General features: G+C 43.7%; 16 protein-coding genes and 1 pseudogene. 3 read left to right on the top strand and 14 right to left on the bottom strand.

What is annotated here, in order from left to right; translation table 11 throughout:
- Positions 1-148 precede the first annotated feature (148 nt).
- The 11 genes and pseudogenes from NBH01_RS21530 to NBH01_RS21485 form a co-directional block, all read right to left on the bottom strand.
- Positions 149-625: a hypothetical protein gene (locus NBH01_RS21530; protein WP_131912086.1), complete on the bottom strand. Its 477-nt coding sequence runs from the start codon at positions 623-625 to the stop codon at positions 149-151.
- A gap of 127 nt (positions 626-752) precedes the next feature.
- Positions 753-1223: a DUF3843 family protein gene (locus NBH01_RS21525; protein ID WP_113748563.1), complete on the bottom strand. Its 471-nt coding sequence runs from the start codon at positions 1221-1223 to the stop codon at positions 753-755.
- A gap of 128 nt (positions 1224-1351) precedes the next feature.
- Positions 1352-1477: a hypothetical protein gene (locus NBH01_RS26615; RefSeq protein WP_256171469.1), complete on the bottom strand. Its 126-nt coding sequence runs from the start codon at positions 1475-1477 to the stop codon at positions 1352-1354.
- Between the two features lie 299 nt (positions 1478-1776).
- Entirely contained in the window at positions 1777-2172 is a 396-nt protein-coding gene (locus NBH01_RS21520; protein ID WP_081342071.1) for a DUF3843 family protein, read from the bottom strand.
- Positions 2173-2218: 46 nt separating this feature from the next.
- On the bottom strand, positions 2219-2359 hold the full coding sequence (locus tag NBH01_RS21515; protein ID WP_165938115.1) for a hypothetical protein: 141 nt from the start codon (positions 2357-2359) through the stop codon (positions 2219-2221).
- A 34-nt stretch (positions 2360-2393) separates the two neighbouring features.
- On the bottom strand, positions 2394-4319 hold the full coding sequence (locus NBH01_RS21510) for a polysaccharide biosynthesis protein (RefSeq protein WP_070750258.1): 1926 nt from the start codon (positions 4317-4319) through the stop codon (positions 2394-2396).
- A gap of 52 nt (positions 4320-4371) precedes the next feature.
- Positions 4372-4731, bottom strand: a complete 360-nt coding sequence (locus tag NBH01_RS21505) for a UpxZ family transcription anti-terminator antagonist (protein WP_113748566.1) — start codon at positions 4729-4731, stop codon at positions 4372-4374.
- A gap of 7 nt (positions 4732-4738) precedes the next feature.
- The gene (locus tag NBH01_RS21500) at positions 4739-5317 is read right to left on the bottom strand and encodes a UpxY family transcription antiterminator (RefSeq protein WP_008763896.1); all 579 of its coding nucleotides are present in this window, start codon (positions 5315-5317) and stop codon (positions 4739-4741) included.
- Between the two features lie 351 nt (positions 5318-5668).
- Positions 5669-6616 carry a tyrosine-type DNA invertase cluster 3b gene (locus NBH01_RS21495; RefSeq protein ID WP_008766108.1) on the bottom strand — a complete coding sequence of 316 codons (948 nt, stop codon included), beginning with the start codon at positions 6614-6616 and terminating at the stop codon, positions 5669-5671.
- A gap of 112 nt (positions 6617-6728) precedes the next feature.
- A pseudogene (locus NBH01_RS21490) lies at positions 6729-6935 on the bottom strand (PD-(D/E)XK nuclease domain-containing protein); the annotation flags it as partial.
- Positions 6936-7013: 78 nt separating this feature from the next.
- Positions 7014-7985 carry a type I phosphomannose isomerase catalytic subunit gene (locus tag NBH01_RS21485; RefSeq protein ID WP_008760658.1) on the bottom strand — a complete coding sequence of 324 codons (972 nt, stop codon included), beginning with the start codon at positions 7983-7985 and terminating at the stop codon, positions 7014-7016.
- 228 nt (positions 7986-8213) lie between these two features.
- Here NBH01_RS21485 and NBH01_RS21480 point away from each other — a divergent pair, with 228 nt between their 5' ends.
- From NBH01_RS21480 to galK, 3 genes are read left to right on the top strand one after another with little or no spacing between them, the layout of a single operon-like run.
- Positions 8214-9311 carry an aldose epimerase family protein gene (locus NBH01_RS21480; RefSeq protein ID WP_008766110.1) on the top strand — a complete coding sequence of 366 codons (1098 nt, stop codon included), beginning with the start codon at positions 8214-8216 and terminating at the stop codon, positions 9309-9311.
- Between the two features lie 53 nt (positions 9312-9364).
- Entirely contained in the window at positions 9365-10675 is a 1311-nt protein-coding gene (locus NBH01_RS21475; protein ID WP_008760657.1) for a sugar MFS transporter, read from the top strand.
- A 43-nt stretch (positions 10676-10718) separates the two neighbouring features.
- Positions 10719-11873 (top strand): galactokinase, encoded by a 1155-nt coding sequence (gene galK / locus NBH01_RS21470; RefSeq protein WP_250700292.1) that lies wholly within the window; start codon positions 10719-10721, stop codon positions 11871-11873.
- Between the two features lie 119 nt (positions 11874-11992).
- On the opposite strand, the gene NBH01_RS21465 is transcribed toward galK, so the two are convergent.
- The 3 genes from NBH01_RS21465 to NBH01_RS21455 are packed head-to-tail and all read right to left on the bottom strand — an operon-like array spanning position 11993 to position 16509.
- Entirely contained in the window at positions 11993-12958 is a 966-nt protein-coding gene (locus NBH01_RS21465; RefSeq protein WP_225720804.1) for a glycoside hydrolase family 43 protein, read from the bottom strand.
- Between the two features lies 1 nt (position 12959).
- Positions 12960-14942: an alpha-L-arabinofuranosidase family protein gene (locus NBH01_RS21460; RefSeq protein ID WP_074858536.1), complete on the bottom strand. Its 1983-nt coding sequence runs from the start codon at positions 14940-14942 to the stop codon at positions 12960-12962.
- Between the two features lie 25 nt (positions 14943-14967).
- The gene (locus tag NBH01_RS21455) at positions 14968-16509 is read right to left on the bottom strand and encodes an arabinan endo-1,5-alpha-L-arabinosidase (RefSeq protein ID WP_195385380.1); all 1542 of its coding nucleotides are present in this window, start codon (positions 16507-16509) and stop codon (positions 14968-14970) included.
- Positions 16510-16598: the final 89 nt, after the last annotated feature.

Here is a 16598-nt window from a genome sequence, read left to right as displayed (position 1 = left end):
CGATGATTTGTATCGGTCCAGTTGCCTGTATTTCATTCTTAATCATTAATACCATAGTATTTTGCATACCATTATGACAACAAGGTAGCGATACTCAAACCAACGTATCCTGTATCTGCTACAGTTATCTGTAAATCTTCAAAGTTTCTCATATCTTATCTTTCTTTTTACTTTTTGTTATACAAATTACCAGCGGAAGATTCCCGTAAAAACGGTTCCAGTCCGAGATGACGAAAGGACAACCGTAGTCTTCGTACGCATCCATTCGTTCGACCTCTCCCATCGCCTCCGACAGATATTTTAGATCTGATTCCGTCACAACTCCCTCCTTTACTCTTCTGACGATAGTATCAAGCATGTCCCCACAAGTGTAGTCAGGACTGTGTATATCATCAAAATGACAATAATGCTCATCCTTAACAAAATGGCATGACAGGCTTTTAAGGATTTCATAGAACAGAGTGAAAGCCTCATGATACTCCCCTTTATCCAACAATTCCCCGATTTGAACCTTAAACAGGTAGAGTAAGTCCGCAATCCTGTCACAATCATCGTCAATGTTGCCTGGATTGAAGATTGCTTCAATCTCCTCCTTCAATGGAGTCATCTCCACATCCGTGCGCACCTACCGGTCAGTTTCCATGCGTTGCAGCATATATCTTATTTTTTCGCTTGGTATAGTTGTCATATCTCCATTGATCAGTATTCCTGTCCCCTCAACGTCCTTGTAAGGAAGTCCAGATTATCCTGCGCTAACTTCCTGCCATGACGATAACCCGGTTGGAGTTGAGAGCGAAATCCGGCATGAGTAGTTTATGGGCTATTGCATAGCGGATGAACTCTCCTGGTATCCGGTCAAGGTCGACGACTAGAAAATATGTCTTCGACTTCTCCTGGTCGTACATGGGATTACCTGGGTGTTTGATATATTCTGCACAGTCCATAATGGTGCATAGTTTACATGGATTATCCTTCGGAATGTAGAGGATTATGCTCCTCACATTCTTTGGCAATACTGCTTTGCTTCCAACAGGAGTGTTGAGCTCTTCGGCAAGGTAACGCATATAGTCCGCATTGGTCCGGAAGAAGTGAATGCCGTATTGTGAATTTTTCTTTGAAGACATTGCATCGTTGTCAGTTCCTTCAACGCCTACTTGCTTCATAAGTTCCCGCTCTTCCCTGTACTTTGGTATAAGGCTGAGTATGTCACCCCATGAATTCATACCGTTCAGAAAACACTCTCCCTATAGCAAGCATACGAACCCACGCAACCGTTGCTATCCTGCAGGATGTGGTTCTGTACCATGAAATATCTGGTGCGTTATACACTGATGATGTTGTCTTCGATGTCTCACAAGGTGATTGACTCTTTGTTAAATTCTTCCAACAGGTATGGTTCTATGTCTCTGGCTTGGATGTCTATAATGTCTTTCGCCTTTGACTCCTGACCGTTGACAGTGAGCAGGCAGACAGCCATTCCTGCGATTTCATTGCCAGAGGTCCGATATGGTAACGGAATGCCAGGTCAACTTCTGCTACCGATGTGCTACCTGCCGGTTGCCTTGGCACAACTCCAGTTGGTGATCACAGACTTCTTTGAAGGTAGAATCATAAATCTGCCGGAGGTGAGGTAGCAATCGAAAAAACACCACTTCAACACTTGACGCACTTCATAAAAGTTGTCTGTGAAACGCGCTTCGTGAAAGAAGCCGGATAAATCATTATTGATCAGAGGATCTTCGAAGAGCTCTGCAAGGTAGTCATATATCTGTGAGACTACCTTGGCAAGGGATTCGTTCTCCAGATTGACCAATGTCTCAAAGTCCTCGCCTGCAAGTGTGGCATCCCATAGGAGAAACTGTATATCCTCGAGTGGATCTCATCGGTGGTGTAGTCTTCACCAACACGGTAAAACGACAGGGGCTTGCGATAAAGGTTGCTGTGCCCTGCAACAAAACTGTGCCAAAGACCTACTTTTGAAACGATGTCTTCGAAATACAAGGTGAAGTTGACCGCCATAGCTTTCAACTCTTCCAGAATACGTTCAAATCCAAAGTCTGAGGTGTGGAGTAAGTACAATATCCTGTTGGCAATCCCGGCGTAGTCACGATTGGTCAATGATACTACAAACTGTGGATGTTCCTTGCGCAAATCCAATGCTGTTATTGTCATAGTCGTATTGAGAAAAATATGGAATTCAGGATGATCTGATGAGTGTTCACCTTCTATTTTTGTTCATACGTGTGAAACCGGGCACACCAGCTACCATTACCTGATGATGTTGCGACAAAAGCGTTGCTATGCTAAGACCAACATAGCCGGTACCTGCAACAGCAATCTTCAATTCTTTTGTATCCATTGTTGATTTATGTTAGTGTTCAGAATTATTCTAGTTATCTATCCAAGACCTCAAATCTCGGTGAGTTCTTGGATTTAAATTCAGGTACTACTCTCTTCATTAGCTTGACTGTATCCATGATATTTACTGTACGGGATAACTTCTCGAACTCTCCATAAGTTTCGAGGATATCAGTATATTCATAATGACGTACCTTAGCTATCATTATCTTCTTATTCTCGGTAGGGATTGTATTCTCCTTATCACTCAAGACTTCTTCATAAAGCTTCTCACCGGGACGAAGTCCCGTAAACTCTATCTCAATATCTTCACCCGGACGATAACCGGCAAGTTCGATCATACGGGTAGCCAAGTCAACAATCTTCACGGCCTTTCCCATCTCAAAGACAAATATCTCATTGCCTTCACCCATAGTGGCTGCCTCCATTACCAGACGACAAGCTTCGGGGATAGTCATAAAGAAACGAATGATATCAGGGTGAGTCACTGTGACAGGACCGCCATTCTCAATCTGTTCTTTAAAACGGGGAATTACAGAACCGTTACTACCCAATACATTACCAAAGCGGGTAGTGATAAATTTGGTATGACCTTTCACTTTACCCTCACGGATGGCACAGCCTAGACTCTGTACATAGATTTCAGCTAATCGTTTCGAGCATCCCATTACATTGGTAGGATTTACAGCCTTATCCGTAGAAATCATGATCATCTTCTCCGCTCCGTATTCCACAGCCATATCGGCAACCTGACGAGAACCGATAACGTTGGCCAAAACTGCTTCACAGGGATTTTCCTCCATCAATGGAACATGCTTATAAGCAGCAGCATGAAAGATTATCTGAGGCTGATAAGTTTCGAAGACCATACGGAGACGTTCGTTCACGCGGACATCTCCAATGACAGGAACAAAATCAAGACCGGGATAATTCTTCTCAAATTCTAAGCGGACATTATGCAAAGGTGACTCAGCAGAGTCAAACATGACCAGTTTCTTGATGTTCATCTGAGCCAGTTGCCGGCAAAGCTCGCTGCCAATACTACCAGCAGCTCCGGTCACCAGCACAACCTTGCCACAAAACTCAGTCATCACCTCCTCCATATTGATATGAATTTCTGAGCGACCCAGCAAATCTTCAATCTTAATAGGGCGTACCCATTGATGGAAACTTCCGTTTTCGTCAGCCTCACTGATACTCGGAGCAATCAACGTTTTCAATCCACTCCTTTTACAATACTGAAGCAGGCGGTCTTCCTCTTCACGGGTATTCTCGTAACGGGCAAACAGGATGCCGCCGATACATTTCTTATGAATAAGCTTGTTGAAGCAATCTTCATCCTTAAATGAATAAACGGGAAGATCAGCCACGCGTCGGATGGAGTCGCCCGTTCCGTAGATGCAGAAGCCAACGACTTTAAAGTGGGAGCTGTTCATTAACCGGACTTTCAATGCCACACTCTTATCATCAATGCCATAGATCAGAATATGCATATTCTTCTTATTCAGCATATTCAGCAGGAGTTCATAAACCAAAATCAGCTGAATACGAAAGCCTACCATGACAATAAAAGTCAGCATACCATCAAACAGTACAAAGACTATTTTCTGACTATTATGCAGTCCCGTCTGAGGCAGGAAAAGCCAGATAGCCATTGCGATACAGACAGCCTTTATCAGCGCACTTCCGGCAAGTCTCCATAATTCCTTCAACTGGGAAAAACGGATCGTATTACGGTAGGTATGGAATAAAAAGGAACCTAAGACACTGGAGATCACCGAAATCGCTAAAATATGGAAGAGCGAAGTGATTTCTTTAGAAGTCTCCGTTATATAATGAATGCCGATAAATGACACCCAGGTACACAGTAAAGCAATGAATGTATCGATACCCAACACAATCCAATAGCTAAAGTAGTTTTTCTGCAAATATTGAACAAAACGGTCAAATGCGTGTTTCATAATTTAAATACCCCAATAAATTATAAAGTCTTTTTCCAAAAAAGTAGATTTACTATGACAATAGTTTATCGTAGATTGTGTGTAACTGAATTTTCAATGGTGAAGGCAATTGGTTTTTCAGAATCATTTGCGAACGCCTCAGAACAGTTTCTTTCTTTGCCTCATCCTCCGAATTGGCATACATAGACACACTATATCCCATCAGAAGAGACAAGCACAAAGCAGCTTCCTGTTCGGCTGTCTTACCGTGACAAGGATACAGATCATTGATCTGTTCATGGATCTCTTTATTAAGTAGTGAAAGATCGTCAATACATATACAGTCCATATTCTCACCCATATGAAGCAATGTATCAACTGTCTTTTGTAGTTTTTCTATTTTCTCCTGTATGCTATTATTGAAGGTCCCCATCACCTACTTAGTTTCTTTCGCCAATTTGCTCTACATATCCGATAGGCATATCGACACAAGCGCAGCCCAACATATCCAGCCGGACAGCAATCTTACTTTTGCCATCTAACGCAACTAGTTCTCCAACCAGTCCCGTCAAAGGACCTTTGATAACACGAACTTTCTTTCCACGAGCTAATGGAGAATAATTCATACAGATTGCCTCTTCCGAATAATCGAGCATAAAACGGAAACGCGCCATCTGATCATCAGGAATCACAGCAGGCTTTCCCTCACCACGCAACACCATGTAACGGCTTACCGTGGCAAGAGTTAAAGCAGCCATCCGTTCCTTCGGATCGGCATGAACAAACACCATCATCGGAAGAAGAACTGTTTCAACTAATTTACGGCGATCACTCCATTGATGGATTTCTTGCTGGACAGGAACAAAAGTCTCAATTCCCATTTTCCCCAAATATTCGGCTACTTTTTTTTCGTGATGTATGCGAACATGTGCCACATACCAGCGTTTTAAGCACGCTACGCCCTCCCCTGTCCCATTTTTGGTCCCGAGGATGGCTGATTTCTCTTTTGTTAGAATCATGTTTTTTTACCCCATATGTTTCCGTTACTTCTTAGGTAACGGAAGTGTATACAGCATAAACGAACAATGAAAAAAGGTTGAAAAGCAGCAGCAAATATGTTGTCAAGAGAGTTACATCCTAAGTAGAAGGGTATATACCAATGGAAATTAGGTATATAAGGAGTGGGGCATGAAAATAAGTATTTTTCATGTCTAAAGATGTTTTTACCCTATATTTTAGATAAAACTAAAAAAAGTGAGCTTTAATTTGTTTCTTATTTGTGTTTTTGTCTATCTTTGCATCAAATTTACTTCCGTTACCTAAGAAGTAACAGAAACAGATCCATGCTGACTATCAACTTATTAAATATTTTACACCCGTCCTATCCGACAGTTCTTCACGTAAGATAAATTCATTCGATTCACTTCTGTACGTTCCTGCAGACCAAAACCTTTCAGATAAATCTGAGTAGTCTTAATAGACTTATGCCCCAGCGACTCACTGATCATCTCAATAGGAACACCACGATACTTAGCGGTAGTAGCCCAGGAATGACGGATAGTATAGGAAGTGACGGGAGAAGTCAGCCGAAGAGCCTTTGCAAGTCTCTTCAGACGATTATTGAACCTGCGGAGAGCGGACTGATATTCCCGGTATGCACTTTCATCTTCTCTCTTCTTGTCGCCAAGAAGGATACTGAACAGATAGTCGGGACAATCCGGATGAGAAGGCTGACAGTTGCGAAGCCGACTGATTATATCCTGTGCAGTATCCAGTACTTCCACACTCATCGGAGTTTTCGTCTTGATACGATTATACCGGATGATATTCCGTTCCAGCGAAGATTTCTCCAGATGAGCAAGGTCAGCGAAAGACATTCCGCAGAATTGAAACATCAGGGCAGCGATAGCCTGTGTACGACGCAAACGTTCCGATTTGGGATCTTCATAGAGGAGGCGATTAAGTTCTCCGACAGGCAACGCTTTCTTCTGGCAAATATCCACTCCCGTATAAACATCATGAAACAGACGATGCACATACGGAGCTCTGCCCGACTCCACTCCTCTATTATAGATGCTACGAAGCATACGCATATACGTTGATACCGTATTCGGCTTCAGACCGGAACTATAAAGATACTGCCCGTAACAGCGCAAGCGTTCACGGGTGACTTGCCGGAAAGCAACATGGGTAGTGCCACAAAACTTGGTAAAAGAAAAAAGAGCATTCGTATAAACATGGGCCGTAGAATGACGCCCCTCTTTTCGTAAACGACCGATGTACGACTCCGCACAACGGCTAAATCCATTTTTATTCATATATATCACTAGTAAATTTATACAATGATAAGACGAAAAAAATGATTTAGCAACAGAAGTTTAAAACCTTTCCAAAAAAATTATATAAAACTGAATGGGGATAGAATTGATGCTACTCCACTATCCACTTCTCAATATTGCGTGTTTCTGAGCTAAAATTGACACCTATCTTGAAAAGTCGGCGTCCGTCTGCCTCAAAAGGAAGTGCATAATGCTTTTCATTAATCTGTTTGATAGCTTCTTCAGCAGTACCATCCAACTTAAATTCCATCACATATATGAATTTGTCAGTCTGTAAGACAAAATCGATACGCCTTTCTTTCTACAACGCAAAGCAGGCGAGAAAGTTTTTCTCGCCTGCCCGGTCTATACTTTTATCAATAATATTGTCTATTATTTACACGTATGTTTCCAGCAATTTTACGTTTCCAGCTTCCGGAGTAATTGTTACATCCTGTGTTGTAGCAGGAAGCAGAATAGATTCTCCGGCACCTACTTTCAGTTCATTACCTTCATTGTCTTTTATCTTGCATGCACCTTCCATACAAATGAAGATCACGAATGAATCGAGTTCTGAATAATCACAGCTGATTTCTTCGGTCATATCATACACGGAAGTAGTGAAGTACGGACAAGCTACAAGTTCTACCGGCTCATCTTTCACCGCTTCGTATTTGGTACGATAATCATCCAACACTTCGTAATTGATGGCTTCACGCGCCAGGTCAGTATGCAATTCACGAGTCTTTCCGTTTGCATCCTTACGGTTGAAGTCATAGATACGATAAGTAATATCCGAAGTCTGCTGGATTTCGGCAATAAACGCACCGGCGCCAATACTGTGCACACGTCCGGCAGGAAGGAAGAATACATCTCCCGGCTTGATCTCATACTCCTGCAATACGTCAGTGATCGTATTGTTCAGCACGCGCTCTTTATATTCTTTCGGGGTGATTTGCTCGGAAAATCCAGAACGCAGTTTCGCTCCTTTATCAGCATCCACTACATACCACATTTCGGTTTTACCCATTGAGTTGTGCCTTTTCTTTGCCAAATCATCTGCCGGATGCACCTGAATGGATAAATCCTGCTTTGCATCGATGAATTTGATAAGCAGTGGGAATTTATTGCCAAAACGAGCATAATTCGCTTCGCCAACCAGTTCCTCGCGATACTTTCTCACCATATCAGCCAGAGTTAAACCTTTGTCCGGGCCATTAGCCACAACAGATTCATTGTCCTCTACGCCGGAAATCTCCCAGCTTTCTCCTACTCCTTTCAAGTCTGAATTCAAATGCTTGAACGGAATAATTTTGTCGCCCCCCCAAAGCGTCTGCTTCAGAATAGGTTCGAATTTTAATGGATACATTTTTGTTTTTCTTGTTAATAAACTTAGATTAAATTCTCCCGGATTATAATAATCCGGGAACAAACATACGAAAAATTGTTCACTTTAAAAGAAAAGAAGGATGAAAAATACAGAAACCTAAGTGAGAACGCTAAACTTTCCTAAACTACCCACCATATTTAGCCGGAATAATTTGTGAGTAACAAAGAATTTACCTTTATTTGCAAGAAAATTTTAAGAATACCAGACATGAATAACACATTCCCAACGGAAGGGAATCTATCAGGGCTCAGCCGGAAAGATTTCCAAAAGGAGATAAATAATAAAGAAACTGATTTATTTATCCTCAAAAATAAAAAGGGAATGGAAGTCGCCGTAACTAATTACGGATGCGCCATTCTCGCTATCATGGTACCGGATAAAGATGGAAAATATGCAAACGTTGTCCTCGGACACGACAGCATAGACCACGTTGTCAACAGCCCGGAACCCTTCCTCAGCACTACTATCGGACGCTATGGCAACCGCATCGCCAAAGGAAAATTCACATTGTACGGAGAAGAGCACGAGCTCACCATCAACAACGGACCCAACTCCCTGCACGGAGGACCTACCGGTTTTCACGCCCGCGTTTGGGATGCCGACCAACTGGCTGAAAATATAATCCAGTTCAATTATGTTTCAGCCGACGGCGAAGAAGGTTTCCCCGGCAATCTGGAGGTTGAAATGGTTTATCGCCTGGAAGAAGAAGAAAATGCACTGGTAATCGAATATCGTGCCACAACTGACAAAGCTACTGTAGTCAACCTGACCAATCACGGTTTCTTCAATCTGGCTGGTATCAGCAATCCTACTCCTACTATCGAAAACAATATTGTTACTATCAACGCTAATTTCTACACGCCTATCGATGAAGTTTCTATCCCAACCGGAGAAGTTGCCAAAGTAGAAGGTACTCCAATGGACTTCACCACTCCGCATACCGTAGGCGAACGTATCAACGATAAATTCCAACAACTGATTAACGGTGCCGGATACGACCACTGCTACGTACTGAACAAGATTGAAACAGGTTCACTGGATTTGGCAGCTACTTGTTTCGAACCGAATAGCGGTCGTACCATGGAAGTATACACAACTGAAGCAGGTGTACAACTTTACACCGGTAACTGGCTGAATGGTTTCGAAGGTGCTCACGGTGCTACATTCCCTGCAAGAAGCGCTATCTGCTTCGAGGCACAATGTTTCCCCGACACTCCGAACAAACCTCATTTCCCCTCGGCTACTTTATTGCCGGGCGATGAATACCAGCAGGTGACTATCTACAAATTCGGTGTGGAAAAATAAAAGATAAAAAAATAACTAACCTAATTTTATAAACTAACATTTTTAATAGAACCATGACACAAGAAAAAAAGAATGGAAAAATCATTGCCATTATCACGATGATTTTCCTTTTCGGTATGATTTCATTCGTTACTAACCTCGCAGCTCCTATGGGTATTGTGCTGAAGAACCAATTCGACGTATCCAATGCTTTGGGTATGCTGGGAAACTTCGGTAACTTTATAGCTTATGCAGTAATGGGTATCCCCAGCGGTATCTTGTTGCAACGTGTGGGATATAAGAAAACAGCACTTATCGCAGTAGCTATCGGTTTTATCGGCGTAGGTATCCAGTTCCTGTCCGGTCATTCAAGCCCTGAGATGGCTTTTGCCGTTTATTTGATTGGTGCATTCGTAGCAGGTTTCTCTATGTGTTTGCTTAACACTGTAGTAAACCCGATGTTGAACAAACTGGGTGGTGAAGGTAACAAAGGTAACCAGCTTATCCAGGTGGGCGGCTCTTTCAACTCTGTAATGGCTACCATCACTCCGATGTTCGTTGGTATCCTGATCGCCGGATCTATCGAAAAAGCTACTATCTCTCAGATTTTCCCTGTAATGTACACCGCAATGGCTGTATTCGCTTTCGCATTCTTCGTACTCCTGTTTGTACGCATTCCGGAACCGAACGCTGCTGCTACAACTGAACCAATCAGCACACTGATGAAAGGTGCTTTGAAGTTCCGTCACTTTGTATTGGGCGCTATCGCTATCTTTGTATATGTAGGTATTGAAGTAGGTGTACCGGGTACTCTGAACCTGTTCCTTACTGACCCTGTAGAAAAAGGCGGTGCCGGTATCGCTTCTACAATCTCCGGTTTCGTAGTAGGAACTTACTGGTTCCTGATGTTGATCGGTCGTCTGGCCGGTGCTTCACTCGGTGCAAAAGTTTCCAGTAAAGCGATGCTTACATTTACATCCGCTTTGGGATTGATTTTAGTATTCCTTGCTATCTTCTCTTCTACAGGAACATTGGTGAATCTGCCTGTACTACAACAAAGCGCAACTGGCGGTTTGTCATTCGGTTTTGCAGAAGTGCCCATTAACGCTATGTATTTGGTATTAGTTGGTCTCTGTACTTCTATCATGTGGGGTGGTATCTTCAACCTTGCTGTAGAAGGACTGGGTAAATATCTGGCTGCTGCTTCCGGTCTGTTTATGGTACTGGTATGCGGTGGAGGTATCCTGCCTGTAATTCAAGGATGGGTAGCTGACGTAGCCGGTTTCATGGCTAGCTATTGGGTAATTATCGCTGCTCTGGCTTACTTGCTGTACTACGGTCTGGTAGGTTGCAAGAACGTAAATAAAGACATTCCAGTAGAATAAAAAATCTGAATTTAATTTATTCACCTTATAAAATTGATTTATCATGGATATAGAACACGTAAGAAGTCGCTTCATTAAGCATTTTGATGGAACTACAGGATTTATATATGCCTCTCCGGGTCGTATCAACCTGATTGGCGAACATACTGACTACAACGGTGGATTCGTATTCCCCGGAGCTGTAGACAAAGGTATGCTTGCTGAAATCAAACCGAACGGCACTGACAAAGTAAGAGCTTATTCTATCGACCTGAAAGATTATGTAGAATTTGGTCTGAACGAAGAGGATGCTCCCCGTACAAGCTGGGCAAGATACATTTTCGGTGTATGCCGTGAAATGATCAAACGTGGCGTAGACGTGAAAGGATTCAATACCGCTTTCTCCGGCGATGTGCCTCTGGGTGCAGGTATGTCTTCTTCTGCTGCTCTGGAAAGTACATATGCTTTCGCATTGAATGAACTGTTCGGTGAAGGTAAAATCGACAAATTTGAATTGGCTAAAGTAGGTCAGGCTACTGAACACAACTACTGCGGTGTAAACTGCGGTATCATGGACCAGTTCGCTTCTGTATTCGGTAAAGCTGGCAGCTTGATCCGTCTGGACTGCCGTTCACTGGAATATCAATATTTCCCATTCCATCCGGAAGGTTATCGTCTGGTATTGATGGATTCAGTAGTGAAACACGAACTGGCTTCTTCTGCTTACAACAAGCGTCGTCAGAGCTGTGAGGCTGCTGTTGCTGCTATCCAGAAAAAACATCCGCATGTAGAATTCCTGCGTGACTGTACAATGGATATGCTTGAAGAAGCGAAAGCTGATATCAGCGCTGAAGATTATATGCGTGCCGAATATGTAATCGAAGAAATCCAACGCGTACTTGATGTTTGCGATGCGCTGGAAAAAGACGATTACGAAACAGTAGGTCAGAAGATGTACGAAACTCACCACGGTATGAGCAAATTGTACGAAGTGAGCTGCGAAGAACTTGACTTCCTGAACGATTGCGCTAAAGAATATGGTGTAACCGGTTCACGCGTAATGGGTGGCGGCTTCGGTGGTTGTACTATCAACCTTGTCAAGAACGAACTGTATGACAACTTCGTTGAAAAGACAAAAGAAGCTTTCAAAGCTAAATTCGGCAGAAGCCCGAAAGTATATGATGTAGTAATCGGTGACGGTTCACGCAGAGTAGAATAAGTTATTATTCATCAGAATTAAATAAGCAGGGCGTCTTTCCGGAATGGAAGGACGCCCTTACTTTTCAATTAACAAAAATCTAAAAACCTATTATCTAACCTAACCCTATAATTATCTGTTTATTGTACGCCTTCCGTTGTCATCTGAATGCGTTTCATGGTACCGTCTTCGTTATAATACAAACGGTCGATGCAGACGGAACGGCGGAAACTGCCTCCGGCTGTATTGATGCTTCCATTATGATAAATGAAATACCAGTCGCCCTTGAACTCGATAATAGCCTGATGATTGGTATTGGAATTGCCGGCTATCTCATTAAGGATGCCTTTGTATTCCCAAGGTCCGGTAATGCTACGGCTCATGGCGTAGCATATCTTTTCCGGAAATTCAGAAGCATATGAAAGGTAATACCAGTCTCCACGCTTATGTATCCACGGAGCTTCCGTATATCGGGGCAGATGAACCGGTACGATAGGACCATCCAGCTCGATCATATTCTTTTTCAGTTTGACATAGTAGCATTGAGTATTCCCCCAATAAAGATATGCCTGTCCGTCGTCGTCAATAAAAACAGTCGGATCGATATCTTCCCAAGAGATCTTGGTAAATTCGGTCGTCATATCATTGGTGATCAGTGCGGAACCACGGGCATCCACAAAAGGACCGACAGGCGAATCAGATACGGCTACGCCGATGGATTTTCCGTGAATAGTGCCGTGTTCTACTGTCACATACCAATAGAACTTTCCGTCACGTTCTATCACCTGACTAGCCCATGCTTCCCCTTTTGCCCAACTAAAATCTTTGGCTTTCAAAGGTACAGGATGCTCCGTCCATGTCTTCATATCGGGAGACGAGAATACACACCATTCATTCAACTGGTAATGTTCTCTGGGAGGAGGACATTCATCATGTCCGGCATAAATGTACACCTTACCGTCATGCACCATAGCACCCGGATCGGCTGTATATTTATATTTTATGATGGGATTGCCATTGGCTACAAAAGTAGTGTCATTCTGCGCAGACAGCCCGGAAAAGGCTGCCAATACGCATGAAATCATAACTAGTTTAACGCTATTCATTTTATTTCTTCGTGAATTTATAAACTGCAAACGTGTTCGGTCCGAGTTCGGTGGTTAACGCATGACCATTGATCGTTACCGGTGTCTCCTGCGGAGTGATGGCAAACGGTTGTTCAAGCGTATTATCTTTGTCCTGATCGAGTGAGCTAAGAGTGATGCAACGTCCTTCGGACAATACATCCTGCTTTTTCAGACCTTCGAAAGTCAAGGATACAGGCTGTGTCTTATCGGAAGTATTAGCTACTTTGACAATCAGTTCGTTCTTATCCTTATCATAGACTGCACTGGCAAAAAGTCCATTTTGTCCTTCCGCCCCTGTTACCGGTTTCTTGTTCATAGTGAGAGGAAGTACATTCGTTCCTTTGTTCTGTGCGTACAGCTGCTGCACATAATAACTTACGGTACGCACCGAGTTAAGATTATCAAACCAAATCATGTCCGGACGCCATTGCCATCCCTCCACATGAGCGAAAAGCGGCGCATAAGTAGCCATATGTACGATATCGGCATTGCGTTCCAATCCGGTCATGAAGGCTGCTTCGAGCAAGGCAGCATGGAAGTGGTTCCATTTCTTTCCTTTTCCGTGACAAGCATATTCGCCGGCAAATACTTTCGGTCCTTTGCGGTCATAGTTATCATAGCGTGCTCCCTGACTAAGGAACCAGCTTTCGGGACGGTAGAAGTGTTCGTCTACCAGATCAGCTTTCAGACGTTTCATCTCAGGCCACAGGTAATCGAATTCTTTTCCTTCGGAGTTCGGGCCGGAACTGCCTACAATCATGATTTCCGGATACGCCTTGCGAAGAGCCTTGATAAACGGTTCGAGACGTTCGGGATACTCTTTTCCCCACTGTTCATTACCGATGCCTAGATATTTCAAATTGAAAGGTGCCGGATGTCCCATATCGGCACGTACTTTCCCCCAAGTCGTGTTCACATCTCCATTGGCAAATTCGATCAGATCGAGTGCATCCTGAATATAGCTGTCCAGGTCGCAAACTGCTACGTGAGCTTTTTCTTCATTGTTCTGATACTGACAGGCAAGTCCGCAGTTCAGGATCGGAAGCGGTGCCGCTCCCATTTCTTCAGAAAGAAGGAAATATTCATAGAATCCCAGTCCGTAGCTTTGATAATAATCCGGATAGAAACGATGGGTAAAGGTATATTGCCAGCGATTTTCGTTCAATGGACGGTTTTCTACCGGCCCCACGGATTTCTTCCAGTCATAACGGGTTTCGAGATCCGTACCTTCAACGATGCAACCACCGGGGAAACGGAAGACTCCCGGATGAATATCCGCCAAAGCCTGCGCAAGGTCTTTGCGAAGACCGTTCTCATGTCCCTTCCAAGTATCGACAGGGAAAAGGGAAATATGCTCCAAGTCTACCGTACCCTGGGAAGCAAGGAAAATACGAAGCGTTGCTTTGGGATTGGTAACACCCGCTTTTAAGATTACCTGATACTTCTTCCAGTCTTTGGAATCAATGGTCAGTGTCTGAGAGGCAAAAGCTTGATGTTCGCCCATAGATTTGGTATCTACAAGTTCCACACGTATCTTTTCACCTGTACCTCCGTGCGGCAGACGTGCCCATACGGAAAAGCGGTATTCTTCACCTTGCTTAACCCCGATGCCGAAGAAACCTTCATTATCCAGTCCGGTATGCTTGTGGGCATGTCCCGGATTATCAAGACGCACATAATGCGGATTGCGTTCAAAAGGACCGTCATCCTGCAAAGTCACCTTTCCATAAGTCTTCCATCCCATCAGACGCTGAGGGAATTCGAATGAACGGTTCTTTACCAGTTCGGCATAAAGTCCGCCATCGGCAGCATAATTGATGTCTTCAAAAAAGAGTCCGTACATTGTCGGCTGGATTTCAGCACCCAACTTCTTAGTCTGGATCACCATTTCATTGGTTTGCGCATGAAGCGCCATGCCGGTAGATAAGGCTAATGCAGCCAGTAATTCTGTGTATCTTCTCATGGTTTTCAATAAAAATTATATATAGTTATTTGATTCTTTTTCCCCAGACAGAACGTCCCCGGCTATCGAGTCCGGTAAAGAGAATTGTTTCGGTTTCGTTCTCCCAATCGTGTCCTGCAAAGATAACCAGATTCTCAATCTTCTCCGAGTTCAAATCTACCATTAATAGATGTTTTTCGGTCAAAAAGGACCATTTTCCATTCATTTGAACTATATTCCATTCGTTATCGGTCATCTGCCCTTTGCACGTGCCGTCTTTTACCAAAGTCACTCGGGTGGACAAGTTCCATTCCTTCTCTTTCAGTTCTCCCTCTCCCCATAAGATCTGTCCGGCTTCCAGCTGACGTTCGTATGCCGGTTCCTGCACTCGTATGATTTCCCATTCACCGACCAGATCTTCTTTGCTGAATTGACGCGAAGCAGTCCCTGCATATCTCTCGGGAGAAGCGACCGGCCAGCCTTCGGGAGTGAAGAACAACTGCCGTATATGTAACACCATTAACTGATTTTGCGGTGACAGACGTCCCTGATGTGCCATAAAATAGTTTCCTTCACCGTCAGAAAAGACGGCACAATGCGCTGTACCCGCCCATCCGGTATGGTTCTCAAAACGATATGGTGCAGTCAGTATCGGGAAGTTGTTGGTCGTATCTTTCACAGCCTTGCCAAAGTAGTCCGTAAACGGACCTTCGGCAGCATCCGAACGGCTGACACGTACATTATAAGTCGTCATCAACGGATCATAGGAAGTGAAAAGATAATATTGTTTCAGCTCCGGATGATAGATTATTTCCGGTGCTTCGAGATTGTCCTTCCGATAGTTGGCACGCCGTGCTACAAGGTGCCCCAAATCGCCTTCGTTTAAGGCTAATCCGGTTTCAGGATTCAGTTCGACGCAATACAGACCACCGAAGAAGGAGCCGTAATGCATCCACCATTTACCAGTATTTTCATCTGCTATGACGCTCGGATCGATAGCATTCATCGCGGTAGAATCATCTGTTTTAACGATACAGCCTTTCTGCGTCCATGGCCCTTCGGGAGAAGTTGATTCGGCAAGTCCTATATAGGATGTTTTACGTCCGAATGCGGATACGCAATAGTAGAGGCGGTATTTATCTTTATAAGGGATGATATACGGTGCCCAGATATTGGTCGCCCCCTGCCCTCCTGCATGAGACTGTACCCATTGAACCGCTTCTTCCGGTATTTCAGGAAATGCCCATCCCAGAAATTCCCAATGTACCAAATCCTTAGAACGGCGCATCTGGATAAATCCCAACGGCACGCCTTTCTCTCTCGCTTCTTTCCGGTTCTCACCGAAAATCGCATCTGTAGAATACATATAATAATAGTCGCCCAGCTTCCGGCAGGACGGATCGTGTACATTGTATGTTCCCCATTGACGGTAATCTTCCATTTTGGCTACTGATAAATAATTATCATCCCAAGGATTAGCAGAAGGAGTCGGAGTAAACACGGAAGAAGTGCAACTTACAAAGAAGCTGCCTGCTATTAAAAGAACTGGCAAAAACAAGTTTTTCATAATATCTGTGTATTCGTTCATCAATTATGCTACAAAAATACGCCCCGTTTCCCCTATGAAAGGTGGACATACGAACACGATTGGTGGACAATCCGATAATCTGCTGAAAA

Origin of the sequence: Bacteroides sp. B1-V-101 (genome assembly GCF_023656585.1) — a bacterium.
Classification (GTDB): Bacteria; Bacteroidota; Bacteroidia; order Bacteroidales; family Bacteroidaceae; genus Bacteroides; species Bacteroides thetaiotaomicron.
This window is presented reverse-complemented; position numbering and strand designations above follow the sequence as displayed.